The sequence below is a fragment of the Chryseobacterium sp. OV279 genome (assembly GCF_900128945.1).
Taxonomy (GTDB): domain Bacteria; phylum Bacteroidota; class Bacteroidia; order Flavobacteriales; family Weeksellaceae; genus Chryseobacterium.
The window spans coordinates 984,066-1,010,672 of record NZ_FQUD01000001.1 but is presented as its reverse complement, the minus strand read 5'-3'; the positions used below and the strand labels follow the sequence as shown (position 1 = coordinate 1,010,672).

Below are 26,607 nucleotides of genomic sequence, written 5' to 3'. Positions count from 1 at the left end.
ATAATAAATGACAGGTGACAAAAAAATATTTCAGGATTTTTTAAAATATTTTTTTTTCTTACATTTTACCAGAATTATTTACTTTTTTCAATCATAAAACTGAATTTAGTTCCTTCAAGATAAACACTTTCTACGGTTATATTTTCATTATGCGCCTCCAGGATGTGCTTTACAATAGCGAGTCCTAGTCCGGAACCCCCTTCCCTTCTGCTTCTGCTGGTTTCCACGCGGTAGAATCTTTCGAAAATCCTTGGAAGAATTTCGGCCTTAATTCCCATTCCGTTGTCGATCACTTCAATCAGTACTTTATTTTTAAGAACGCTGGTTTTGACTACGACTTTAGCTTCCTGCCTGTTGGCATAATGAATGGCGTTGGAAATTAAATTGATGAAAACCTGTGAAATCTTCTGTTTGTCGGCATCTACAAAGATTTGCGGATGAAGGGTCTGGATCTGCAGCGTCGTATTGTGTTTTTCCGCTTCAAACTCGAGAAGTTCAAAAATTTCCTTGATTAAAAGATTGACATCAAATTTTGAATTGGTAATGCTGATCTCGCCAGCTTCAAGACGGTTGATCATATCCAGATCGGTCACAATAGCGATCAGTCTTTCCACTGATTTATCGATTCTTTCCAGATATTTATCACGAATGGTAAGATTATCTACCCCGCCGTCTCTAAGGGTTTCTACGTATCCCTGAATGGAAAACAAAGGAGTTTTAAGCTCATGGGAAACGTTTCCGATGTATTCTTTACGGTAGCTTTCCATTTCTTTCATCATATCGATCTCCGTTACCTGCTGCTGGTTCAGATCCGAAAATCTTTCGCCCAGTTCTTTAATGGTAATGTTTTCGTTATTGTCATGAACAATTTCCTGCGGAAGCATCTGTGAAAGTCCACGAACCTGCTTTTTTCCGTAGTAGTTGAAGAGAAGCTCCAGAACGACGTAATTGATGATAAAAATGAGGACCAGACAGATAAAAAGGCCTATTTTAAAGAAAGGCGTCCGGTAATAGATATCCTTCAGCGAATCAAAGATGATCACTAAAAGAAACATCACCAGTGTCAGAAGACACGAGGCGACGAGTGTAAGTCTGTAAAATTTCAATTTTACAAGTTGTTTTTATAGGTTATGTAAAGGTAGGAATTTAAGTTATTAAACGATAAGTTTATAACCGATTCCCTTTAATGTCTGGATGGTATTAATTCCCAGTTTTTCTCTTAATCTTCTGATGTGGACGTCAATGGTTCTTTCTCCTACGATCACGTCATTTCCCCATACTTTTTCAAGAATTTCTTCTCTCTTAAATACTTTTTCAGTGTTTGAAGCCAGAAGATACAACAAGTCGAATTCTTTTTTAGGAAGAAGGAACTGCTGTCCGCTTTTGGAAACTCTGAAATTGTCTTTGTCGATAATCAGATCACCGATTTCGATCAGTTTTGCATTATCAGACACCTGAGAAGTCAACTGCAGTAAAGCATTTACTTTAGAGATCAGAATTTTCGGTTTGATCAGTTTTACAATATAATCATTGGCTCCGGCCTGGAATCCTGCAAGCTGAGAGAACTCTTCGCTTCTAGCGGAAAGGAAAACGATGAGTGTTTTCTGAAGTTCTTTTACTTTGCGGAGTTCCTGACATGTTTCGATACCGTCTTTTTCGGGCATCATAACATCTAATAGGATAAGGTCCGGGATGATTTCTTTGGCTTTGTCTATACCTTCGTTACCGTTTGTGGCTGTATAGATATCGTAGCCTTCTTTTTCTAAGTTGTAAGACAGAATCTCTAAAATATCCAGTTCGTCGTCTATTAAGAGTATTTTCTTTTGGTTCATTTTAAATTTTTACAGAGTCAAAGTTAATAAATTTTAAAGCACAGATGAACAAATCTATTATCGTTCACATAAAGTTAACAATAATCCCCTTTTATTAATGTTTAGTTAAAAAAAAATTAAAACACCCTAAACCATTTACCCCATTAATCTTTTATTCCTTTGCACCGAAAGAATCTAGTAAATAAAGTAAGTAAAATAATGAAAATTAATAAACTTAGCATTGCAGTCGTATTTTTATCCGGATCAATGTTTTACGCTCAGGAAACGAAGCAGGACACGATTATAAAGGAGAAAAAAATTGATGGCGTAGTAATCCAGGGAAGCAGTAACAAGAAAACTGAAACTGCGGTATTAGGAGAACAAAAAAAAGCGGTTATTCAAAAACAGGCTGTAAGTGCTGAAGAGATATCCAGAAAAGGAATCTCTAACGTAGAACAGGGACTTACGAAAGTAACGGGAATCACTACGGTAGAAGGAAGAGGACTTTTCGTAAGAGGTCTTGAAGAACGATACAATTATTTATTGATCAACGGTCTTGGATCTCCTTCCAACAACCCATTCCAAAAGATCATTGCGCTAAAGCAGTTTCCAACGGATGTGGTAGGAAAATTAAATATTTATAAAACCTTCAACTCCAACCTTTACGGAGATTTTGCAGGCGCTACTTTTGATATCGAAACACTTACGATTGATAAGCCTTTTACAAAGGTGGAATTCAGTGTGGGAGTGAATACTTTGAGCACATTCAGAAACAATTTCAAAATAGCTGAAGGTGCAGACGGAATGGAGGGATATCTAGGATTAAACTCTAAAGACCGAAAGCTTCCTGATGAGATCAGAAACTCAAGACCTGATAATTATAAATTTACTCCGGACCAGTCACTAAATTCATTCAAAGACTCCTGGAATGTGAACAATGTAAAATCGATGCCTAATACAAGTATTGGATTTACTACTGCTCAGAAAGTAAAAATGGGAGAAACCGGGAATTTAGGAATTCTATTCTCTTTAAACCAGTCGAGTAAATTTGAATATAAAGACGGTGCTAACAATCAGTTTAGAGCTCAGGGCGAAAATTTCATTGACAATATGAACTTCCTTAACCGTAAGCAATATAATTACGAGACTGAGTCTTCCATATTATTAGGTTTAGGGTATAAAAACAAAGGAACCAATGTTAATTTAAATGCTATTTATCTACAAAATGCAAACAACATTATTGAAGATAATTATGGCTATAAAGATGGACAGGTTTTCAATAAAGAAACTGGATTTTTTAGAACTAACCAATTAGATATTTCAAGATTTTTAGATCTACAATTAACAGCTTCACAAAAAATTAACGCGAGAAATCAGGTTAAAGCTGGAGCGAGTTATGTACTCAACAACTACAGCCAGCCAGATAGAAAAATCATAGATGGTAACCGAGCTGATCCAAACACAGGCGGTATTCTTTCAGATGGATATGTTCAAATGCGTTACGGAGGAAACAACCTTATCCGTCAGTATTTAGATGTTGATTCAAGGTTTTACGGTTCAGCTTTCGCAGAATATCAGCTATCTCTTGGTGAAAAAGGAGACAGAAAGGATTATCCTATTCAGATTGCTGTGGGTTATAATGGTTTCTCAGATTTTAGAAAAACTTCTTATAGATTTATTTTTGGGCGTCCGGCAGCAGGTTTCTCAAATCCTGTCTTTGTAACCAATGTGGATACTCCTCAGGATACTTTTAATGCCTCATTAAAGAACGGAAACTTATATTATCAGGAAGGCTCTGATATCTCACAATTCTATTCAAGCTTTTATCAAATAATCAATGGTGGATATGCTAACATTAACTTTAAACCAAATGATTCCTGGGATATTTTGCTAGGTGCGAGATACGAAAACGATATGACCCTTATTCGTTACTCTGATCAAGGTGCTGAGAAAAAGAATAATCTTGAAAAAAACAAAGATTTCTTTTTGCCTTCATTATCCATTAAAAAGGCACTTGATACTAAACAGAATTTAAGATTTTCATTCAGTAAGACTGTTACACGTCCAATTCTGATTGAGACAATGCCTATCAAATATGTGAGTCCGGATAACGTAAATATTGTCGGAAATCAAAATATTCAGAACAGTGAAAACTATAACTTTGATTTGAAATGGGAATACTTCCCTACTAACAAGGAAATGTTTGCTGTAAATCTATTCGCAAAAAGAATTAACAATGCAATCGAGCGTTCATTGGTAGCTTCAGGAGATGCAACAGGTTCTACAATCACCTTCTTTAATGCTAAAAAAGCAGATTTATTCGGAATAGAATTGGAAGGGATTTTAAGTTTAAGCAGAATTTCCGAATCTCTTCACAACTTTACCTTAGGTGCCAATGCAACCATCATGCATTCTGATGTTGAAAGAAGTGCAGATCAGCTGAAAATGGAAGAACCAAAATGGTTCCAGACTACGGGGGAAAAACTACGCAAAAGAGGTTTACAGGGAGCAGCTCCTTATACTATCAACGCTGATTTAAAGTACGAACTTAAAAACCGTAACAACTTAGCCCATACTTTCTCTCTTGTGTATAACGTATCAGGAAGCAAAATATATGCAACTGGAGGTGCAGGTACAGATAACTACTACGAAAAGCCATTTAGCCAGATCGATTTTGTATACCAAGGGCAGCTATCCAAAAACTGGAATGTAAAATTTGGAGTACAGAATATCTTAGACAGCAAATATAAAATCTTATTGGGTGACAAAAATTATCTCCCGCTTAATATAGAGGAAGGAAATAATACATTGGTCAACTACTACAGAGGTATCACATTCAACTTTACTGTTGGCTACACATTTTAAAATAAATTAATAAAAAATAAAAATAAAGTATAAAAATGAAAAGAAGAGTTTTATCATTATTATCGTTAACAGCCGTGTTAACATTAGCCTTAAATTCATGTACTATCGAGGTAAATGATGGCTTAGGAGACGGTACTACAGTTACTACTCCTGGAACTACTGAAAGTGTATTAAGCGGAAGCGGAACATTATCAGGGACTATTTCAAAAGATATCCTTATCAAAAAAGGAAGTTATACATTAGACGGAATCGTAAAAATTACAAATAACGCTACCATCACTATCGAAGCAGGAGCTACTTTCAATGTAGTCACTTCTAAAACAAGTGGTTTAGTGATTCTTCAGGACGGAAAGATCAACGCTGTAGGTACAGCTGCTGAGCCGATTGTATTCACAACTTCTACCAAAACTCCTGGAGACTGGGGTGGAATTACCATCTACGGAAGCGCTCCTATCAAAGCAGTGAACGGAAATACACAAGCTCTTTCTGAAGACGGAAATAACGTTTACTACGGTGGAACTGATGCCAATTCAAACTCAGGAACTATGAAGTTTGTAAGAGTAGAATACGCTGGTAAAAAGATCGGTGACGGTACTTCTGAAACCAACTCTATGACATTCTACGCTGTAGGAGCTGGAACTACTTTAGAGAACCTTGTAACTTATAAAGGAACTGACGACGGATACGAATTCTTCGGTGGAACTGTAAGTGCTAAAAACATCGTTTCTTACGGTAACTTCGATGACTCTTTCGACTGGCAGGATGCATGGAGCGGACAGAACAATACCAACTGGTACGCTTTCCAGACAGGAACAGGGAACTTCGGAATGGAAATCGAAGCTTCTGGAAATGCTGATAACGTAGCACCAAAAGTATCTAATATCACTTTAATCAGAGATACAAATACTAACCCTGAATCTGCCAACTCTCCGGAAATTTCTGCGATCCAGTTCAAAAAGCACGGAACAGGAATTTTCACAAATGTTTATATCAGCGGTTATAAAAATATCGGAACTCAGAAAGCTTATAGCGTTCTGATCCAGGATGCAGCTACAGAAACAAGCCAGGTAAATACCGGAAAAGTGGTTGTAGCTCCTCTTACCTACTTAAACTCTGACAATGCAGGAGTTTGGGGTTATGCATTCTCTCCAAACGGTGCTAAAACTTTCACCAATGCTACTACTGTTACCAAAGTTTCTCTAACTCCTGGAGCCTGGGCTACAGTAGACGGAGTAAACCTTTTAGCAGGATTACAATAAGTAACTAGTTTCTTCATATCAAATTGTAAAAGCCATCAGGAATTTTTTCTGATGGCTTTTTATTAGTTAGCTACTCCAATCGACATTTTTATGCAGGTCTTTTATCTCTTGTGATATTTGATATTTGTTTTTTATAATGTAATCATACCAGTCGTTGGGAACGATGACATTGTAATTTAATATATATTCCGGTAAATCATTAGGCCAGGACCAAATTCCGTCCGTCAATATCAAAAAAGATCCTGATCTTATTTCTTTTGTAAATATGTGTGGAAAATTCAGAGCGCTGGTTGCTGCAGCAATTCCTCCTGAATTAAGATAATTGATTAACTTATCCTTATCATATAATGCATTCACTTCTTCATTAATATAGAGGTTTACAGATGGGAAATTCTGGTACTTTTCCCCATATTCTTTCCAAAGTCCAAATTCTTTATACATTGCTGTTTTACAATTTAAAATTCTGTATCATTTTATACACTTATTATCGGTACATACCTATTTTCGCAAAACCTGATCAACTCTTCAGAATTTCCGGGAGGCGGTTCTTCTCCGGTGATACATGCATAATCCGGATTCAGATATCTTTTCATTCTGTAGTACATCAGCAAGCTCTCTCTCGAATCTACTTCGTTTCCATAAATAGAAACTCCAAAAATCATTTTCCCGTCATTTGTATATTGTAATGTAAACTGCTTTAATTCAGAAGTGTCAGCGAGGTTTTGCCAGTAAATAATATAATCAACACCTGCATTTTGATCGAGATAAGTCAGCAAATCTTTAACATTATCAAAAGCTTTCTCATTTTCAGGCCCAAATTGAGGTATTGGATAGTCTTCAGATAACTCTTTGTTTTGGGGTAAAAAATCATCCAAAAACTTATAGACCAGACCGGAGTCTCTCTCATTAACCAAATAATATGAATCTATGTATTGAGGCATTTTTTATTGATGTGAGTTTTAAATTTGTCATCCGCAAAATATAAACAAATAATCATTCTTACAATACACCGAAAAAGCCATCAGAAAATCCAATGGCTTTATTCACAAAAAACAAGTATATTAAAAAATATATATTTCAATTAAGGTCTCCAGAACAGGTTCCCCTCATTCATGAAGGCTTCTGTTTTGGATATTCTGGAAACCGCTTCTGCGGAACAAGAAGCATCAGCCAGTACAATGGAAGCTTCGTCACCAGGCTTTGGCCACTGCTGCTTTCCTTTGTCATCCAGCGGAAGAATGCTTTGAGTGGCAAACTGAAGTGTTCTGGACAGGTAAAATTCAGTTTCATATCCGTAAAGCTCAGCAATCAAATTCGCTTTCTGAAGCATATTTCCCGAACCGAAAGTACTCCAGTAATCCTGAACATTATCATTTCCGATCAGAACATTCACTCCATACTTTTTCAAGACAGGAATCGGCATTACCGTTCCTCTGAAGGGAACAGAAGAGGCAATTCCCACTTTTCCTTCTGCCAGCCTTTCTGCGATCTTTTCCGTTTCTTTTGTCGAAAGATGTCCTAAAGCAAAAGCATGACTCACAAATGTTTTTCCCTGCAACTGCGGGTTTTCAATCGCTTTATCGATCAGATAATTGATGGTTTTCATCCCGGACTCTCCTGCTTCATGCAAATGGATATCAATTCCTTTTTGATGGTCTAAAGCCAGCTGTACCGTAAAGTCAAGCACCTTTTCTATGTTCCCATCAATACTTAAAGGATCAAGTCCTCCGATAAAACCTACACTTTTCAGTTGTGCCGCTTCTTTCATCAAAGGAGCCGTATCAGTATAATACAAACCATGCTGCGGAAAAGCTACTAGTTCAGCTTTAAAAGAATCTTTTTTGTGTTCTAAAGCTTGTTCCAGATGTTCCAGAGATTTTAAACCTGACGTAGGATCAATATTAAAGTGCGTTCTCGCAAAATGAGTTCCGTAATGCTGCAACAGACTGATCAATTGCTCTGCCCTTTCCACGGAAGTTTTTAAGAGTTCAGGGATGATTTTCTGCTCATAGGTGATCATATCCTTAACCGTTCTCCGTTTGGGCGAAAGTGCCTGCCACGGAAGTCCGTACCATGTTTTATCCAGATGGATGTGCATATCCTTAAAAGCAGGAAGCATCAGAAAACCTTTGGCATCCCATGCATCGGAAGCAGGATCATTCGGCTTTACAGCTTTGATTTTCCCTTCTTCTATATCCATACTGAAAAGGTCAGTTTTTGTTCTGATCACTTCTCCTTCATCATATTCAAATCCCGTTTCCAGACGGACATTTTTGAGCGAATACGTTCCTTTTGCAACCAATTGATACGGAAACTGCATAACTTATCTTTTAACAGGACAAAGTTACGCCGGCTTTGTTTCAGAGCCGGTGTATCAATTATGCTTTGTTTTGTATGGATTATTATTTGAACTGCGACGGTGTCATTCCCGTCTGTGCTTTGAAGAATTTGGAAAAGCTCGCATGATCATAGAAACCAAGATCGTAAACGATATCCTTGACTGACATTTCGGATACTTTTAAAAGACGTTTTGCTTCCAGTAAAATCCTGTCCTGAATCAAAGATGAAGCTGAAGAATTGAGATTTTTTTTGCAGACGATGTTTAAATAATTGGCAGAAATATTAAGCTTCTCCGCATAAAAAGACACCGATCTTTCCGTTCTGAAATGTTCATCAATCAGCTGTAAAAATTTAGATATAATAGGATTGGAGTGGTACATTTCAAAATCCTTAAAAGTCCCTTCCACCGATTTACTGACCAGCAAACCGATCAGCTCACTCCGTTTCTGGATGACTTCCCAAAATACATGCTCTTCACTCACCTCTTTCTGGATGGCCTGAAATTCATATAGGAAAGTCCCAAAAGTTTCTTTCGAAAGATTAATCACCGGATGGCTCTGATAATAAGAAGCTGAAAACCTCAGCGAAGGCAGAAAACTCTCAAACCAGTCTCTGCTGATCATCAGCTGATAACCTACCGTTTCCTTTTCAATCACCCACTGATGCACCTGATCCGGAAAAACAAGATGAATCTGGCTGTTTCCCACCTCATATTCCGTGAAATCAATGGTGTGGCTGCCTTTTCCGTGTTCAAAAAGATTGATGATGAAAAAATCATGTTTATGAGGTTCATCAATGGAACGTTCCCCATGCAGTTCATTAAACAGCAGATGACAGCCCTGAAGCTGGTTTTCGCTGAACTCCTGAATCCCTAAAACGGGAAAATGATCTGTATGATGACCCACTTGATCTGATTTTCTCTTAAAATTAGTAAAATTTATGCGAGAAATCTGAACGGATGGAGATATTTTCATTTTTAAACAGGATTGATCGTTTCTTAACCACAAAATGTATTAATCACAGGAATCAGTTTTGAAGCATTAAGAGGGATGAAGGAGGTAAGGAAAGTTAAGAAAAAAATAGGTTGATTTTTTTAAGCTGTGTTTCTTAAAAAGCAAAGCTCTACTTAATATTCTTAAAACCTGAATAAATCTTAATGGTTCAGTATTTTCAGAAAAAGATCTGTACAATCTGATCAATCTGCGCGAAATTATTTCTTAGCAACAAAAATTTTTAAACACTTAAGCTATTTTAAGTTGAAAGTATTAAGTAATCTTTCATCCTATTATTTTTAATAAACCACATTTCCCTGATGAACTAGTGATTCCACATTTGAAATTCTTGATACTGCTTCTGCGGAACAGCTTGCATTCATCAGTACAAAATCTGCCTGATCTCCGGCTTTTGGCCATTTTTGGTTTCCTTTATCATCTAATGGAAGAACATTTGCCGTTGCCAGTTTCAGACTTCTGGATAATAAAAACTCTGTAGAATATCCATACAGCTGTGCCATCTGATTCGCTTTCTGAAGTACACTTCCCGTCCCGAAAGTATTCCAGTGGTCTACAATACTGTCATTCCCGGTCAGAACCGTTACATTATGTTTGTACAGCGCAGGAATCGGCATGATGAGGTTTCCAAAAGGGATGGTAGAGACAATTCCGATCTGAGCTTCCGCCAGTTTTTCAGCCATTTCTTCCTGTTTTGTTTTGTCTAATTTGGCTAAAATAAAACAGTGACTCAGGTATGTTTTTCCTTTCAGAGAAGGATTTTCATTGACTTTTTTAATGAGATATTCCACCGTGTTCAGCCCTGAATCTCCGGTTTCATGAAGGTGAATATCAATTCCTTTTTTGTGATCTAAAGCCAGCTGAACCGTAAAATCAACTGTTTTTTCAATCGCTCCGTCAATATTAAACGGATCTACTCCACCGATAAAATCAATATCCATTTGAGCTGCCTCTTTCAGATAAGGCACCGAATCTGTATAAAAAACGCCATGTTGTGGAAAAGCAACCAGTTCGGCTCCGAAACCTTTCTTTTTATTTTCTAAAGCCTTCTGAAGATTCTTTAATGAGTCCAATTTTGAGGTGGGTTCAATATTGACATGACTTCTCGCAAAAGATGTTCCTTTTGACTGTAGCAGTTCAATCATTTTTTCTGCTTTGAACGTTGAGTTTTTCAGCATTTCAGGAAGCATTTTCTGTTCAAGTGCGATCATTCCTTTTACACCGCCCGTTCTTTTTCTGACCGCCTGCCATTGATCGCCGTAAAACGTTTTATCTAAATGAATATGCATGTCTTTAAATGCAGGAAGCATCAGCATTCCTTTTGCATCAGTGGCTTTTGCATTGGGTTGATTCGGAGCAATACTTTTGATTTTTCCGTTTTCGATTTCGATATAAAACAGATTGGTTTTGGTGGAAATGACTTCTCCTTCCTCATACTCAAACCCGGTTTCCAGGCGAACATTCTTAAGGCTTAATTTTCCTTTTGCCGAAACGTTTTGCTCTCCAGGAAAAGGAGATGCTGCCATGATATTGGGCATTAGGCTAAGTCCGGCTGCGGCCAGTGCTGAATTTCTTATAAAATCTTTACGGGATATCGTATTGTCAGAGGTCTTCATTTCCAATCTATTTCATACAAAAATAGAAAGAACGGAAAGGATGAAGGTGTATGGTTTATTACAATCTCTGTATGATTTATTGAATGGCTTAATTTGTTTTGCCTTGAAAATATTAAACCATTAAGATTTAATAAGCTTTTAAGAATATTAAGTTTGAGCTTCGCCATAAGATACACGTCTAAAAAAATCAAATGATTTTTTCTTAACTAACCTAAGTTTGGGATAAGAAAATTAAGATTGAATGGCTCCGGGTTTCTGGATGCGGGTTTAAGATTTGCAAGTATATAGGGTTACCTGTAAAATATTTGGAAGTTTTTTTGACGCAAAGATTGATCTTGTTAACGTTTTAGTTTTGAGGAAGGTAAAGACTGTGACTGCGTCACTGATGAAGCGATCTGTATACAACATCCGCTTCATCGAATCAATGAAATTGATTCCACCTTTGCTGCCCTTTTTGAATAAAATAATCAATTTCTTTGCGTCAAAATAAACATCCTGAAATCATTGTTAAAAAAAATACCTAATCCCGAGCTCACGTTAACTAAACTTATCTCCTTCATTTACCTTAATGGTTCAAAAAAAATTTCAGACATCAGTCTGTCTGATCAGATTATTTTATATGAAATCAACTCAGAAACTTTTTAGTAAAAAAAGAACCGGATTCTAAAACCCGGTTCTATTATATTGTATTCGCTTAATTTTTAAGAAAAATCAAAATTTCTTACTGCTTCAAGCGTCATGTCAATTTCTCTATCCTTGATCGCGTCACTGATGAAATAGGTTTCATAGCCACTTGGCGGAAGATATATTCCATTCTGAAGCATCTGGTGAAAGAAATTATTAAACAACGAATGATTGGAAGCTGCTGCCTCATCAAAATTGGAAACACTGTTGATGTGGAAAAACACAGACATCATGGATCCTTTTCTATTGATTTTATGGGCAATTCCTTTTTCATTCAGAATTTTTCCGATTCCAAAATCCAGTGTTTCTGCTGTTTTGTTGATTCTGTTAAAGAATTCAGGATCATTTTTTATCAGCTGTAATGTTTTCAATCCGGCTCTCATTGCCAATGGATTTCCACTTAAGGTTCCGGCCTGATAAACACCTCCTTTAGGTGCCAGGTGATCCATGATTTCGTTTCTTCCTGCAAATGCGCCTACCGGAAGTCCTCCACCGATCACTTTTCCGTAAGTAACAAGGTCAGCCTTCACATTATACAATTCCTGTGCACCTCCGAAAGCCAGTCTGAAACCAGTCATTACTTCATCAAAAATCAATAAAGCTCCGTTTTCATCACAGATCTTTCTTAAGTTCTGAAGGAAATTGTTTTCAGGAAGTACACAACCCATATTTCCGGCAACCGGCTCAATGATCACGGCTGCAATTTGTCCCTGGTTGTGACGGAACAGGTCTTCTACCTGCTCAAAATCGTTGTAACGGGCCAAAAGAGTGTCTTTGGCAGTTCCTTCCGTTACACCTGGAGAATTCGGGTTTCCGAAAGTAGCTGCACCACTTCCCGCCTTGATCAGGAATGAATCTGAGTGACCATGATAGCAGCCTTCAAATTTAACGATCTTATCTCTTTTTGTAAAACCTCTCGCCAGTCTTACGGCACTCATACATGCTTCCGTACCTGAAGAAACCATTCTTATCTGGTCTATATTCGGGACATTTTCTACGATGAATTTTGCAATTTCTGTTTCCAGTTCTGTAGGGGCTCCGAATGAAAAGCCTTTTTCTGCCTGTACCTTCAGTTCTTCCAGTACTTCAGGATGAGTGTGACCTAAAATAGCCGGTCCCCATGAATTGATATAGTCGATGTATGTGTTGTCATCTGCATCGGTAAGGTAAGCTCCTTTTGCCGACTTCATGAATACAGGAACTCCTCCTACTGATTTGAATGCTCTAACCGGAGAATTAACTCCTCCCGGAATGTATTGGTAGGCTTCATCAAATAAAGCCGAACTTCTTTGGTATTTCATATTTTAGTTGAACGTTGAAAGCTTATAGTTTTACAATTAATGAGCAACTGTCCACCAGAAACTTACAACAAAAAATTAATTTCTTGGTTTTTTATCAATCAAATAAATCAGCTGGCCTGCAGACGGTTTCTGTCCTTCGTCCATTCTGTTTTTTGCGTATAATTTATGTAATTTGATTCCGAATTTCTGAGCGATATCGTGCATATCTTCACCGGACTCGGCTTTGTAGATGGCTGTATTTCCGGCAGAATTTTTAGATTCAAGGAATACAATATCGTTTTTCTTTAATACATCGCTTTCCAGTTCATTCCATTTAACAAGTCTGCTCTCGCTTACTCTGAATTTATCTGCAATGAATTTAACGTTGGTATCTTCAGGAATGACGATGTATCTTAAACCATCATTGGGATGGGTTTTGATAAGAATTGAATTAAGAATTTCAGCTTTTGTTTTGATCCTTTCCACTCTTTTTTGCTGCTGAGCATAAGAGGTTTGCTTGTAAGGAACTTCTACGGTACCCTGATCTTTAGCTTTTTTGGTAACCATTTTTGAAGGTTCCAGCTGAGCCATGAATGTACGGTCATCTTTCAGGTCCGGATACATTTTAAGAACGGCATACAGAACTTCTCTTGAGCTGGTATCGTCGAACTCATACAGTCTGTATTTTTCAATTTTTGTGATCAGGATGGAAGCGTAACGGGGATTCGTTGCGTATCCTGCTTTTTTAAGACCATGTGCCCACGCTTTGTAATCTTTCATGTCAAGATTGAAAAGATTTGCGTAATATTTTCTTGTCGATAAAAATACCGAATGATCTTCGTAGGACTGTCTCGGATCGTCATAAACACGGAAACATTCATTGGGAGCGTCATCCGTATGTTTCATGGTTTTTCCTGTCCAGTCTTCTTTACATTTTATTCCGAAGTGATTTTTGCCTTCCTGAGCCAGTCTGCTTTGCCCTCCTCCGGTCTCTAAGAGTCCCTGGGCCAATGTAATAGAAGCCGGAATTTTGTATTTTTCCATTTCCTCTACCGCATATTTAGCGAATTTCTGAATGTACTGGTCTTCAGTAGCCCAAGATTGAGCTGAGAATTTTGATAAAACTAAAAGGCTTACGAGTAAGAAAAGTCTTTTCATGTTTTTCAATTTTTACTTATATAATTAAATTTCTATTCTGTTTTTCCAAAAGCAGATTGGCTCCTTCAATACCCTGCAATCCGCCGGTATGAAAACACAAAACCCTGCTGTTCTCAGGAAAATATCCTTCATCTATCAGTTCAAAAACCTTCTGCATCATTTTTCCTGTATACACCGGCTCCAAAGGGATACCGTATTTCTCTTTAAAATCATTGATAAAACGGATGTTTTCATCTTTTATTTTACCATAACCTCCAAAACATGAATCTATTAGATTACAATTCCGTCCTGAAGTTAATTCTAAAACTTTATTCTCGAGTGAAGCATCGTCAACAACTTTAAATCCTATAACTTTCTGATTTTCTTCACAAAATTTTGCTATTCCCGCAACCGTTCCTCCGGTTCCGACTGCGGTGCAAAGATAATCAAAATCTTTTGTTTGGTCATTCAGCATCATTTTTACGCCTGCTACAGCCTCTTCATTGGTGCCTCCTTCTGGGATGATCAGGGCATTTGAGAATTCGTTTTGTAAAAATTCTGTCAGTTTTTCTTTGTGGCGGTATTCCTCACGGGTGACAAATTTCAGATTCATCCCGTTTCTTTTCGCAAAAAGCAGTGTAGGATTATCACGCCATTTATGCTCCAGCTCTTCACCTCTTATGATTCCCAATGTCTGGATACCCGACAAGCTTCCTGCAGCAGAAACCGCAGCAATATGATTGGAGTAAGCTCCACCGAATGTAATGAGATAAGGGTTTTCCGGATTTTTCTCCAGATAGTTATTGATATTATAAAAGAGTTTCCAGTATTTGTTTCCTGAGATTTGGGGATGAATGAGGTCTTCTCTTTTGATGAAGAGTTTTATATTGTTCTGAATAGGTATTTCCTGAATGGGAATGGGTTCTGCCGGGGCTTTTAACAGCATTTTAGTTGTTTAACTATGATCTGCAAAATTAGTAAAAGATTTGTGTTTCTGTAGATTTATATAAATGACGGGAATCATTTTGTTTTTTTTGATAGAAAATGCAGAAAATGTTATGGTTATTTTTTTACCACGGATGACACAGATTTTCACAGATGATGATGTTAAATGCATTTGTGAAAATTTGTGGGAATATTTGTGCAATTTGTGTTTAAATTTTAGGTTTTGGCTAAAGCCCCATGAATGTGAATTTATTTTTGGAAGGCGGGCTAAAGCCCACCCCTATTGAATTTTAAGGGTACTTATTATCTTTTATTCTTACCCTTTGAACCATTCTATTTTTACGATAAAACAAATAAAATTTATATCATTTTTTTTAACCACGGATGACACAGATTTTCACAGATGATGATGTTAAATGCATTTGTGAAAATTTGTGGGAATATTTGTGAAATTTGTGTTTAAATTTTTAGGTTTTGGCTAAAGCCCATGAATGCGAATTTATTTTTGGAAGGCGGGCTAAAGCCCACCCCTATTGAATTTTAAGGTAAACATTTTACATTTTACATTTTACATTTTACATTTTACATTTATTACAAATACTTCCTGAAATTCCAGAATCTCCTTTTCTTCAAATAATCCAGATCCTGTTCGTTTGCGTAGGCTTCGCGTTCAAATGAGATCCTTTTATAGGCAAGGAAACCGTCTTTGAGTTTGAAAAACCAGTAGTAATATTCGATGACGTAAAAAATATAAAAGAAAATAATAAGCATTTCCAGCTGCTGTCTCAAATGGATTTTTTCGTGATTGATAAGTACATTATTTTCCTTATCTTCGGGTTTCCTAATGAAGATAAAGGGAAAGAGAGCAATGCCGTTAATTTTTAATTTTTTTAATGGCTTTTGGCATATAATTATCATACTAACAAATATAAAGTTTTTTGACTTAGAGATTTAACTTATGGCCCATTATGACATCAAAGAAGGTGAAGACTTCTACTACAATGAACAGGGGTACAAGGTTTTTACAGAAAAATTCCATCTGAAAAGGGGACATTGCTGTAAAAGCGGCTGCAGACACTGTCCTTACGGGTACAATAAAAAGACGGATACATTCATTAAAAACGATAAAAAAAATAAATAAAATGAAAAAATATATTTTTATTTTGTTAGCTACGGCTGCATTAGGCCTTACATCGTGCAGTCCTTTCCAGGTGCGTTCAGATTATGCGGAATCGGCCAATTTTACGACTTATAAAACCTATAAGATCAGAATTGACGATCTGAAACTGAATGATATTGATAAAGACAGAGTTTTAAACGAGTTATCGAGACAGCTTCAGGCCAAAGGGCTTCAGTCCGGCGAGAATCCTGATCTGATCGTTAATGTAAAAGCGAATCATAAAAAAGTAACCGACATTACCAGCAATGGTTCTCCTTACGGAATGTGGGGATGGGGCGGTCCTTTCGGATGGGGCGTTGGCATGAGCAGAACATGGACGAGCAACTATAACGAAGGCGCAATCATCGTTGATCTGATTGATTCTAAATCCAACAAACTGGTTTGGCAGGGAATCGGAAGCGGAATTTCTGTGGATTCTCCAAAATCCAAGCAGAGACAAATTCCTGAGATTATGGCTGAGATCATGAAAAATTATCCTCCTCAGAGAAAGTAAGATTTATTTTAAATCAATTTTATATACAATCCGGTGCAGTTTTTCTGTACCGGATTTTTCGTTCAAAAGAGTTGAAAGCTTCAGCATGTTTTTTAGACATTAAACTTTCGTGAATTTCTTTTTATCTGTCCTTTTGTCTTGAAACAAAAGAACGAAAAGTTCAAGACTGGAATCTTCCGCTAAAAATTATTTCTATTCTCTAAAAATTCTAAAACTTGCGCGATTTCGATATTTGTTTTTGACTCAATATTTTTGTCGCGCTTCAAACAGTAGAATTTTCTTAACGTTCATAGAATTAATTTTCTTAACGCTCCATCTTCCTAGGTCGGTTAAATTCCCTCTAAAGAAATCGCCAACCATTGACATGGATTTCCAAAGATGCGAAGTAAATTCTGGTCTTCATAAACTGCATGCGGTACATTTTAAAATTAACAATTATGTAATTTCTTATTCGGGAAAATATAGTATTCTTACAGAAATTTTATTGATATGAAAAAAATTATCTTATGTACTGTAATAGCGGGGTTTGCCAATGCCCAGGCTCCTGCAGGGTATTACAATTCAGCGAATGGATTAAGCGGTGCCGCGCTTAAAACGGCATTAAGTTCTATCATTACAAGCGGACATCAGGACAAAGGCTACGGTGGACTTTGGACAGGCTATAAAACGACTGACATTGACAAAAACTACGAAAATGACGGCTCGATCATGGATATTTATTCAGAAAAACCTTCAGGAGCCGATCCTTACAAATATACTCCGGGAACGAATCAGTGTGGAACGTACTCCGTAGAAGGAAACTGCTACAACAGAGAACATATTGTTCCTCAAAGTTTATTCAATGAGTCTTCACCGATGGTTTCGGATATTCACTTTATCAGAGCTACAGACGGAAAGGTAAATGGAATGAGAAGCAATTATCCTTTCGGAAAGGTAGGTTCTGCAACATTTACTTCTAAAAACGGATCCAAACTGGGAAGTTCTTCTTCTTCAGGATATGCAGGAACGGTATTTGAGCCGATCGATGAATTTAAAGGAGATGTAGCCAGAATGATCTTTTATTTTGTAACCCGTTATCAGAGCAAACTTTCTACTTTTTCTTCGGGGAATATGTTAGGAAGTTCAACATTTCCGGGACTACAGACCTGGGAGCTGAATGTGCTTCTGGCGTGGCATAATCAGGATCCTGTTTCGGCAGCTGAAATTGGAAGAAATAATGCGTCTTATACTTATCAGGGGAACAGAAACCCGTTCATTGACAATCCTAATTATGTGAATCAAATCTGGGGTTCTTCCAATCCTGGACCCACAGATCCGGGAACACCTAATCCAGGAACAGGCTGTGTGAACGAAACGTTTGAAGCAATTCCGGCTGCCAATGCTTCTTATACGACAAGAACATGGACCGGAAGCGGTATTTTATGGACTGCAACTGACGCGAGAACAGACCAGACCATCAACAGCAAGGCCATTACGGTAAGATCAGGATCTTTAACTTCAGGAAGTTCTGCCAATGGTATAGGATCATTAACGGTAACTATGCAACTTAAGTTTTCAGGAAGCAACGGAACTTTTGATGTTAAAGTAAACGGAACAACGGTAGGAACGGTACCTTACAGCACTACTGCAACCACGACGACCATCAATAATATCAATACTTCAGGAAATGTGACGGTAAGCCTTGTGAACAGTTCGTCCAGCAACAGAGTGGCGATTGATGACCTAAAATGGACCTGCTATTCAGGAAGCGCCAGACAGGCTCAAAAAGCTGCTCTAGGAGAAACTGCGGTTCAGGAGCTGCAGGTCTACCCTAACCCGATTTCAGGGCAGGAAATCTTCGTAAAGGGAGATACTAAGGATATCAAAAAAGCAGAGATCTATAATCTTCAGGGGAAAACACTTGAGACGATTACCAGTCCTTTTAAAAATGGAAATTCTATTAAGATCAAAAATCTTGAGCAGGGAATTTATATTTTAAAGCTTGATCAGACTACTTTAAAGTTTATTGTGAAATAATCTCTTGATTAAACATAAAAAGGCCGGTTCAATGTTTTGAACCGGCCTTTTATTTTTGATGTAAAGTTTAGTCTTAAAAGCATTTACTGCTTAAGTTTGATGTACTTATTTTCCATCCCTTCATACAGAATGATCAATGTATCATTTTTAATGGTGTATTTGCTTTCCGCCTTTTCCTTCGTATCTTTCTCAATAGTGATTATTTTATCATCCCGTAATTCATAGGTTGATTCTACTGTGTTTTTCATTTGACCTTCCCCTACATGCTGAAGAAATTTCCCATCATTGGTAAACTCCAAAACAATATGATCTATTAAACCTCCTGTCTTAGAATCTTTGAGACCTCCCTGCCATTTACCTATAAGCTTGTCATCCTCTTTCTTTTGAGAATTGCAGCTAAGTGCTACAAGGCATCCTAAGATCATTAAAATATGTCTAATTTTATGTTTCATTTTAAGTAAAATTATCTTCAGAATTATTTCATGTACTGATACCACGGAGATCCCTGTGGAGTAGGATATTTTAATCCGAATACCGCATCGTTCCTGTAAGCATCTTTGGTCACGGTCACATATTTATTTCTGATTCTTCCATCGTCTTCAATAGAAATACTCAGGATGGAATAGTTTTTCCCATCGTCCCAAAAGAAAGATGTAGGATAGGTAAAAGAGTTTTTCTCACCCTGATTCCATGATACTTTATCCGGTGCCACTTTTTTAAGCTTTTCAAAAATCTGCTTTACCATTTTAGCATCTACAGTTGCTTTGTCTGTGACTGTAGCCGTAGGTTTACCATGTTTTCCTGCAATTTTTTCAACAAATTCCAGAGAGCTTTTTTCTGCGGCATTGGTGTCAACTGCCCCTACTTTTCCTTTGTATACGGTAATTCTTGTCCCCATTGTATTGTCCAAAGGAATTCCTCCATAGGTCAAACCTTTATTTTCATCTGCATAATATTGAATGACATCCGGTTTGCTGCCTTTGTCTTTCAGAAATACATCTTTATTATCAAAATCATACTTCGTTGCCTCTTCGCCCAAAGAGACGGATGAAAGATCAAATGATTTATTTCCGCAGCAGATATTAATCAATACCACGAAAATCAATATCAGAAATTTTCCTTTTTTCATAATAGTTTATATTTTGATTTATTAATGTCATTCCCCTTTTCTTCCTTTGTGAAAACAGGTCAAAGTATTCTTATTGTTTTAAATAGATGAATATGACACAGAGTAGGTTGATCAAAATGAGTACCAGCCCTGCTCTCAAAGACCATCTTAGTCTTTTTTTCATGCTATCCGATGTACCGTAAGTAGCGAGCAGTGCCGCAAAAAATGCAGCAACTCCAGTAAAGACACCTCCAGCGGCCAGCATTACCCAATCCAGTTCCACAGTATTGGTATTCTCCTGATTCTCAGTATCTGTAATTTTTACTTTTTCACCCAAAACCGGTGGATCATTACTGGTGATGTCCAGTGTTTTTACAATTTTTTTGCCATTGACATTGGTATATTCCACTCTCGGAAAAAAGATGACTCTGTCGCTGTATGAGGAATTTGAAAAGTTTTTACCTTTTGTGATTTCTTTTTTATATCCTATCACGGTAGCGGTATATTGGGGTTCACCGAAAGTTCTGTAGGCTTTCTCCCAAAAAAATGAGTAGGATAAAATGAACGCTAATCCATTAATGGAAACCATTATTAACGAAACAAAAAACAAGAGAAATGCCTTCTCAAGAAAACCTCCAGTCTTTCCGGAATTCTGTTTTTTATCCGAAATTTTTGAAAAAATCCTGTATCCTAAAAATATAGAAAACAGAACAACCACAGCTACAAAACCTCCAAAAAAAGTCATTTACCCGATATTTTAAATAATACTAAATCCTTTTTCCTTCGTTCTCATGTGAAGCTTGATTTCCATTTCAATATTGCCCTGCTTTTCAAGATCCGGACTTATGAACTGAAGCGGCTGAGATCCGTCTTTTCTCATGAGTCTTACCAATTTACCATAGCCCATGATTTCAAGGTGCAAATCAGCCTCATTAAGTTCCTCAACAGCTAAATTCTGGCCAAACAACTGACCGGCACTGTCTAAAAACCTTTTTTTCCGGTCTTCGGAATAATATAAAGCCTGCTCCTGAAGCTGCATTTTGTCATGAGACATTTCCAGGTATTTTCCGGCATTATGCTCAACCAATACGGCGCGTATCTGTTTATAATATTTGAAAACATCGCTGAAGAGGTCTTCTTTTTTCACATCTTTAAAATCTACCGAATGCTGCCAACCGTCCAGTACAAAAGGAAGTTCCACTTCTATTTCGCTGGCCACATTAAACGTGGGATGCTGAACATTTTCTGTGAGTCCGTCCCATGGAGATTCCATTTTAGGACGAAATTCAGCACGGGATGCCTTCCAGTTATCAAAATCTGCACAAAAGAAATCTACCGATAAGGTATCATCTTCATCCAAAACATTTTTTCCCAAACGCGGATACATTTTTCCAACTACCTGATATTTCCCACTCTGAAGCAGTGCCTGGTTGATCATGGTATCTCCTCCGAATCCGCCTTCTTTGGTCTCATCTCCGTACCAGTCTATGACAGGAACATCATTCACATAAATGGTTCCAGAACAGTACATTCTGGGATAAACGGAATATAATGGTTTTTTAAAATTATGCATACCTGAATTTAAGTTAAATATTTTTTATCCATATAGTAAGTTTCTTCTTTCATCACCTTTTCTTCTACTTTGAAATTACTTTTCCACCAGCCTACCTCGCCTTCTATTTCTACAGAAAGAACGACTCCTGAAAATTTCAGAACAGGCTGGATAAATAATCCTGTCGTATCAGAATCTATCACGATATCGCCTCCAAAATAGGAATCTGCCTTGGCTGCGGCTTTAAACGTAACAATAGGTTTTGCTTTGGTTCCTTTTACCGTTCCTACTTCAATACTGATACTGAGTTCTATGGTAGCCCCCATTTTCCCTCCGATCGTGGTTTTACCCTGCATATTGATCCCGTTAATACTGTCAATTTTCAGAGCATCCACCATAATTTCCAGCTCACCATAAAATGTAGCGGTAAAGGTCACTGAAGCGCCAAGTTTTTCCAGTCCGCCTCTGAATTTATTGATAAGTTTCGCAGCAGCAGGGTTACCAGTCGCTCCGTAAGAAGCTACCGCAATGGCTGCGCCTATGATATCAATAACGACCTCAGCGCCTATCAGCGGTTTGAAACCAAAACCTACTTCACCGATGACACTTAAAGAAGCTCTCTCATTGACTCTTTCCAGATACCATTTTCCTACAACGGTAAATTTAGGATATCTGAGATTGAAACCAACGGGAATAGCGGTTTCTTTGGCAGCACTCTGAGCATAGTTGATGGCATTCTGAACGATATTTACAGCAGTGGCGATCATTCTCGCGACCACCTCTATTTTATCTGCAAACTCGTTGGTAAAGCTTCTTTTTTCCCGGCCGGCATCCCATTCTGCGGACAATCCTACACCTACATTGATCGGAACTTTTCCGTCTTTATTCAACTGCATTCTTTTGTACCCTGCCTGTCTGGATTTTTCCTGATGCTTGGCGTAGATATTCCCTGCCGGCATATTGGAGGCTTTATAATTGGAAACATTCACCTGAAATTCCAGGGCGAGTTCCCATTTAATATCCGGATAGGCTTTAATTAAAACCGTTGTTCTTTTATCGTTACTGAAATATCTGCAACTGTGAATGTTCATATGGAACTGATTCGGATTGGTTGCTATAGGCCAGATATACTTTATGGGAGCAGCATTGAACCTTGACATATTCGAGTAGACTTTATAATTAAAAGACGATGGGGCAAAAGTCTGTTTGGTATCTCCTTTATCTACCGCCTGACCTACGTCGGTCATCAGGATCTGCTTTTTATGCTTGTTTTTACTTCCGTGGTAGCATTCATTGGTATCAAATCCGGAGATATCAATTGTGAGATCTTTTTTCGTTGATTCCGTCGGAGCTACGACTTCATAATTAATGGTCTGGGCATCATGAGCATTGAATACAAAAGAAATATCTACTCTTCTGTTACTCTCGTAATCTCTTTCATTTTTGAACCGGATATTATCCTTGCCCATTTTATCATCTGTAGGATCTACTTCTCCTTTCCCAACAGAAATAATCCGGCTTGGATCAAGGCCGCCATCTGCAAAAAATTTCTTTACAACATCGGCTCTTCTTTGGGACAGCCCTTTATTGTAATTCTGTTTTCCGATCACGCAGGCATAACCGCTCAGATTCATGGTTGAGTCCTTATGTTCCAAAAGAAACTTGAGCACGTTATTGAGGATAGCTACCCCGTCTTTATCGATGACCGTAGAGTCAAATTTATAATAGATTGTTCTCTCGATACGCTCCTGAAGGGCAGCTGACTGTATTTTTTTGATTCCTTTACCGTTATCAAACACAGTTACCGTAGTATTACTGGCTTTCCCGTCTTTCACTTCACTTTCGGTGATCTTGATCATTTCAAAGCGGCAAGGTTCCTGACGGACGGAATTTACATCAGGTTTGTATACTTTCGTAGGGGTTTGATTCTTGCTGACATTGGCATTGGTGGTGACCACTTTATTTTTTACATTCAGATAAATGGCGTGAAGATCATCACCCAGATTATCTTTAATGTACTGTTTGGAAGCGGTATCTTTTACTTTGATATAAAATTCTTCTACATTCTGGATGTTATCTACATGAGCCATCCACGAGTAGGTATTTTCTATTTTTAAATTAACCTCTCCGTCTATTACCTGAACATTATTGTAGACATGAACCAGCTTATCTTTTTTTGCAGTCTGCTGATTCCAAAGCTCTATCGTTAAGGTATTTCCGTTAAGGCCTTCCGTCATCAGATTAAGATAAACTACGTGTCCGTAAGAAATGAAATTGATCTTATTCTGGTTTTTGATGCTGGTTTTACTTCCTCTTTGAGTCGTCCATTTGCTGGTAACAATTTTAGGGTCACACCAGCCCTTTACATAGAGTCCCACAGGGTTCTTAGGGTCTCTTTTTCCGGACAGACTTGCTTCAATATAATAGTGATAGCTTCCGCAAAACTGTTTGGAGATCAGAAATTTGTAACCTCCTTTTGAAGGTGCCTGATTGATGATTATTTTCCGGTTATTGGTCTGCCTCATCCAGATAATTTCTTTCTTTTTATCTTCGGCAGTAGTTCCGGGCAGCCATTCTTCAACGCCAAAATAAACCCACTGATCAGGTTTTAGCGTTACTCTCTGGCCTTTTACCGACATATCGGGATAGTAAAGTCCTTTTGTAACCTGTATTTTTTTTACTCCTTTAGCCATTTGTCTGTCGTTTAGATTACACCATCTTCCCCACCATAGGCAGGCTGTTCATTATACATTTCTTCTGAATCCACCAGTGGGTTGATCTGCTGCTGTACATCCTTATCCGCATTTTTAAAATTCTGCGGGCTGCCTTCCGTTCTCTGTCCGTGGTCTATGATCTCTATACATGGCGTTCCTGCAATGGCACAGATGGCTTTGCTGGTTTCAACGATGATATAGCCGCCGTTATTAAGCTGTACTTTTTCATAGAAATCTTTCCATTCAGTCACCATGATTTTGCATGGCGGTGGTGGAACTCCCATTTTGATGCAGTTTCCGAATGTATTTTTCTCGAATGTTGCTGCTCCTATTTCTTTCGTGGTGACGATGAGTTTTTTGGAGGCGTTTTTATCATTCGCGTATTCTTTCTGGTGTGAGAGCACTTTGAGTTTGTCCGGAAGCTGTCCGAACTGGCATTTGCACATAGCACCCTGTACTACAATATGTTTCTCTGCCATGGTTAAAATTCTTTATTTGAAATTACTAGTCGGGTTAAATATTCATTTCCAAATTCAAGACGGACGAAGGAGGAATTCATCTTGAACGTCACAACGGTCAAGGCTTTTTCTGAATTTTCTTCCGTTTCTCCTACGGTCTGATAAAGCTGTGCGTTATATCTTGCAAATTTTTGTTTACATTCTGATGGAGAACTGTCATTAAACACCAGGCCATGAGGTAATCCAGACACCATATCCTGTCCGTAATACTGGATAGCATAATATTCCAGACCCGTGCTCATAGTGGCGTAGATCATATTAAAATCATCGAAATCCCAGTTGGAGTATTTTCCGCCTTTGCAGTCTTTACATTCCGGTTGAGTGGGCTGTACCTGTAACAATTTTGTGAAGGTATCGGACGTGGCCGGTAGTGCAATAAACTGTTTCTTCCCGAACAGACTCTGTAGTTTTTTTGATGTTTTTTCCTGCTTCGAATTTTCTGCGATCATATCCGTTGTGGTGACAGCCGTAGTATAAGTAGTGGCAGCTACGCTATCGGTTTCTGATGAATCATCATTTGAAAGTTCCGGGCGTTTATAGTTTAGAAGAAATTCTTTGATCTCTTTCTCTACTTTCCCGGTGGATTTAGTCAGTTTGGTATCTACTTCTTTTTTTGACCAGCTGTCCGGAATTACTTTTTCAAGAAAAACAGTGACTTTTGTGCTTTTTGAAGAGACTTTTTTCATATTGACATTCCATACGGCCTGTTGGATAAACTGTTTAGATTTAGCGCCATTTTTTAAAGCCAAAGTCAGGTAAGGATTTTTCTGGTCGCCTTCATATTTTAAATGATAAAGGTCAACAGTGGTTGAAAAATCGGTATCTGATGCAGCGGCCGCTTTCGCTTCGTCCTGGGTGAAATCATTTTTAAAATCAAAAATAGAATTCTGCAGGGTCTCGATATCTTTTGGGACATTAAACTCCACTTTTTGCCCGAAATACAGGCTAAAGCTCAATATAAAAACAAGGATGGATAATTTATGATTTGGTTTAATTTTCATTTTGTTAGTTTTTTTTCAATTATTCAGTCAGCATCGCAATGACTACTGATATTTTCTTTTTCTTCTCAAGTTGCAGGTCACATTCCAAATACATTGATTTCACCAGTAAATTCTGCCCGTTCAGATAATAGACAATCCTGAAATTTCCTTCATGATTCATCACCGGGTTATCCTCAATAATCATTGAAAAAGGAGCTTTGTTGATGAAATCATAGGTACTTCTTTCATCATTTAATCTGCCTTCACCTTCTATATTAACCAGACCGGATTCTCCTTTCAGCGGATCAATTTCCAGTTTTATTTCGTATTTCGGTTCTACCGGATTATCTACCACAGGAAAACTTTCTGTTAGTTCTGTTTCATAATCCTGTCCGAAACTCTGATAAGCCCCAAAAAACAATGTTCTGATGAAATAATCATTCTTAAGATAAAGACTGATCACCTCCGGCTCATCTATTATTTTTTCTATCTTTTCACAGTAGCTGTCTACCGTTTCCCCTTCAAATTCTTTATAAACTTCCTCTTTTACAGCGGCCCATCTTTCTTTAAACACCGAAATATTTTCCACCGCATTGAATTTCCCCTGCTCATCCACACTGATTTGTAATGGATACAAGACCTTGGATGTTTTATAGGCCAGGAGATCGGCTATTTCATTCACTTCTTCTTCGTTCAGAAAAAGATTGGAGGTTCTGTCTATTTCAAAAAAATGCAGCTTAGTCTCCTTTTTCAGCCAGCGGACTGAGGTTTCATATTTCAGTTCATTCTTGCGGTCATTGCTTTCCATATTGATGGAAACGCCATATCTGTAAAATGAATTTTCAGGTTGAAAAACAAGGCTGTTTCCTCTTCCGAACGGCACCAACCGGGTTTTATCCGTCACCGCTGTTCTCGGAAGAAAAAGTTCCTTCTGGCCTGTAAGCTCAATCAGGATCATATCCTTGACATCGCAGTGGTTATTGTGAAATAACTTTAAAGCACCAGCATCTAAATGGTACAGCGAAGCTATACTTTTCAGGCTCTCCCCTGTCTGGACGTTATGTATGTTAAATTTCTGCATAAAAATGATCCGGCATCC

The 26,607-nt window shown here is 37.8% G+C and carries 24 protein-coding genes; 5 read left to right on the top strand and 19 right to left on the bottom strand.

From position 1 onward, the window contains the following. Positions 1 to 74 precede the first annotated feature (74 nt). Positions 75 to 1,106, bottom strand: coding sequence for a sensor histidine kinase (locus BUA72_RS04580; protein WP_047449366.1), 1,032 nt, complete (start codon positions 1,104 to 1,106; stop codon positions 75 to 77). Positions 1,107 to 1,154: 48 nt separating this feature from the next. Then, positions 1,155 to 1,832 carry a response regulator gene (locus BUA72_RS04575; RefSeq protein ID WP_034728755.1) on the bottom strand — a complete coding sequence of 226 codons (678 nt, stop codon included), beginning with the start codon at positions 1,830 to 1,832 and terminating at the stop codon, positions 1,155 to 1,157. Between the two features lie 198 nt (positions 1,833 to 2,030). On the opposite strand from BUA72_RS04575, the gene BUA72_RS04570 reads away from it, so the two are divergent. Both BUA72_RS04570 and BUA72_RS04565 read left to right on the top strand, forming a co-directional pair. After that, the gene (locus tag BUA72_RS04570) at positions 2,031 to 4,676 is read left to right on the top strand and encodes a TonB-dependent receptor plug domain-containing protein (RefSeq protein WP_072921967.1); all 2,646 of its coding nucleotides are present in this window, start codon (positions 2,031 to 2,033) and stop codon (positions 4,674 to 4,676) included. 35 nt (positions 4,677 to 4,711) lie between these two features. After that, complete coding sequence (locus BUA72_RS04565; protein WP_034728752.1) at positions 4,712 to 5,935, top strand: hypothetical protein; 1,224 nt, start codon at positions 4,712 to 4,714, stop codon at positions 5,933 to 5,935. Positions 5,936 to 6,001: 66 nt separating this feature from the next. Here the strand turns inward: BUA72_RS04565 and BUA72_RS04560 are convergent, their stop codons facing one another. From BUA72_RS04560 to BUA72_RS04515, 9 genes are all read right to left on the bottom strand, one after another. Beyond that, positions 6,002 to 6,376 (bottom strand): hypothetical protein, encoded by a 375-nt coding sequence (locus BUA72_RS04560; RefSeq protein WP_072921966.1) that lies wholly within the window; start codon positions 6,374 to 6,376, stop codon positions 6,002 to 6,004. 32 nt (positions 6,377 to 6,408) lie between these two features. Beyond that, the gene (locus BUA72_RS04555) at positions 6,409 to 6,876 is read right to left on the bottom strand and encodes a hypothetical protein (RefSeq protein ID WP_072921965.1); all 468 of its coding nucleotides are present in this window, start codon (positions 6,874 to 6,876) and stop codon (positions 6,409 to 6,411) included. Between the two features lie 140 nt (positions 6,877 to 7,016). Continuing rightward, positions 7,017 to 8,255: an amidohydrolase gene (locus BUA72_RS04550; protein WP_072921964.1), complete on the bottom strand. Its 1,239-nt coding sequence runs from the start codon at positions 8,253 to 8,255 to the stop codon at positions 7,017 to 7,019. A gap of 82 nt (positions 8,256 to 8,337) precedes the next feature. Then, the gene (locus BUA72_RS04545) at positions 8,338 to 9,180 is read right to left on the bottom strand and encodes an AraC family transcriptional regulator (protein ID WP_072922487.1); all 843 of its coding nucleotides are present in this window, start codon (positions 9,178 to 9,180) and stop codon (positions 8,338 to 8,340) included. A gap of 386 nt (positions 9,181 to 9,566) precedes the next feature. Next, positions 9,567 to 10,901 carry an amidohydrolase gene (locus BUA72_RS04540; protein WP_072921963.1) on the bottom strand — a complete coding sequence of 445 codons (1,335 nt, stop codon included), beginning with the start codon at positions 10,899 to 10,901 and terminating at the stop codon, positions 9,567 to 9,569. A gap of 701 nt (positions 10,902 to 11,602) precedes the next feature. Continuing rightward, entirely contained in the window at positions 11,603 to 12,886 is a 1,284-nt protein-coding gene (gene hemL / locus BUA72_RS04535; RefSeq protein ID WP_072921962.1) for a glutamate-1-semialdehyde 2,1-aminomutase, read from the bottom strand. 75 nt (positions 12,887 to 12,961) lie between these two features. After that, positions 12,962 to 14,023 (bottom strand): glucosaminidase domain-containing protein, encoded by a 1,062-nt coding sequence (locus tag BUA72_RS04530; RefSeq protein ID WP_072921961.1) that lies wholly within the window; start codon positions 14,021 to 14,023, stop codon positions 12,962 to 12,964. A gap of 16 nt (positions 14,024 to 14,039) precedes the next feature. Beyond that, a complete protein-coding gene (locus tag BUA72_RS04525) occupies positions 14,040 to 14,948 on the bottom strand; it encodes a 1-aminocyclopropane-1-carboxylate deaminase/D-cysteine desulfhydrase (RefSeq protein WP_072921960.1) in 909 nt (302 codons plus the stop codon). A 590-nt stretch (positions 14,949 to 15,538) separates the two neighbouring features. Further along, positions 15,539 to 15,865, bottom strand: coding sequence for a hypothetical protein (locus BUA72_RS04515; protein WP_072921958.1), 327 nt, complete (start codon positions 15,863 to 15,865; stop codon positions 15,539 to 15,541). 40 nt (positions 15,866 to 15,905) lie between these two features. Here BUA72_RS04515 and BUA72_RS04510 point away from each other — a divergent pair, with 40 nt between their 5' ends. The 3 genes from BUA72_RS04510 (at position 15,906) to BUA72_RS04500 (ending at position 18,636) form a co-directional block, all read left to right on the top strand. After that, the gene (locus tag BUA72_RS04510) at positions 15,906 to 16,088 is read left to right on the top strand and encodes a DUF5522 domain-containing protein (protein ID WP_072921957.1); all 183 of its coding nucleotides are present in this window, start codon (positions 15,906 to 15,908) and stop codon (positions 16,086 to 16,088) included. Position 16,089: 1 nt separating this feature from the next. After that, the gene (locus BUA72_RS04505) at positions 16,090 to 16,620 is read left to right on the top strand and encodes a DUF4136 domain-containing protein (protein WP_072921956.1); all 531 of its coding nucleotides are present in this window, start codon (positions 16,090 to 16,092) and stop codon (positions 16,618 to 16,620) included. A gap of 489 nt (positions 16,621 to 17,109) precedes the next feature. Next, complete coding sequence (locus BUA72_RS04500; protein ID WP_072921955.1) at positions 17,110 to 18,636, top strand: endonuclease; 1,527 nt, start codon at positions 17,110 to 17,112, stop codon at positions 18,634 to 18,636. An 83-nt stretch (positions 18,637 to 18,719) separates the two neighbouring features. Here the strand turns inward: BUA72_RS04500 and BUA72_RS04495 are convergent, their stop codons facing one another. The 8 genes from BUA72_RS04495 to BUA72_RS04460 all read right to left on the bottom strand — a co-directional run bounded on the left by BUA72_RS04495 (position 18,720) and on the right by BUA72_RS04460 (position 26,589). Continuing rightward, positions 18,720 to 19,088 carry a hypothetical protein gene (locus tag BUA72_RS04495; protein ID WP_139259511.1) on the bottom strand — a complete coding sequence of 123 codons (369 nt, stop codon included), beginning with the start codon at positions 19,086 to 19,088 and terminating at the stop codon, positions 18,720 to 18,722. 23 nt (positions 19,089 to 19,111) lie between these two features. Continuing rightward, on the bottom strand, positions 19,112 to 19,765 hold the full coding sequence (locus BUA72_RS04490) for a hypothetical protein (protein ID WP_072921953.1): 654 nt from the start codon (positions 19,763 to 19,765) through the stop codon (positions 19,112 to 19,114). A gap of 70 nt (positions 19,766 to 19,835) precedes the next feature. Beyond that, entirely contained in the window at positions 19,836 to 20,489 is a 654-nt protein-coding gene (locus tag BUA72_RS04485; protein ID WP_072921952.1) for a hypothetical protein, read from the bottom strand. 12 nt (positions 20,490 to 20,501) lie between these two features. After that, positions 20,502 to 21,317 carry a hypothetical protein gene (locus BUA72_RS04480; RefSeq protein WP_228407837.1) on the bottom strand — a complete coding sequence of 272 codons (816 nt, stop codon included), beginning with the start codon at positions 21,315 to 21,317 and terminating at the stop codon, positions 20,502 to 20,504. Between the two features lie 8 nt (positions 21,318 to 21,325). Continuing rightward, on the bottom strand, positions 21,326 to 23,989 hold the full coding sequence (locus tag BUA72_RS04475; RefSeq protein ID WP_072921950.1) for an OmpA family protein: 2,664 nt from the start codon (positions 23,987 to 23,989) through the stop codon (positions 21,326 to 21,328). Between the two features lie 11 nt (positions 23,990 to 24,000). Next, the gene (locus BUA72_RS04470) at positions 24,001 to 24,489 is read right to left on the bottom strand and encodes a DUF4280 domain-containing protein (RefSeq protein ID WP_047449413.1); all 489 of its coding nucleotides are present in this window, start codon (positions 24,487 to 24,489) and stop codon (positions 24,001 to 24,003) included. A gap of 2 nt (positions 24,490 to 24,491) precedes the next feature. Then, entirely contained in the window at positions 24,492 to 25,529 is a 1,038-nt protein-coding gene (locus tag BUA72_RS04465) for a hypothetical protein (RefSeq protein WP_072921949.1), read from the bottom strand. Between the two features lie 19 nt (positions 25,530 to 25,548). After that, complete coding sequence (locus BUA72_RS04460; protein ID WP_072921948.1) at positions 25,549 to 26,589, bottom strand: hypothetical protein; 1,041 nt, start codon at positions 26,587 to 26,589, stop codon at positions 25,549 to 25,551. Positions 26,590 to 26,607 lie beyond the last annotated feature (18 nt).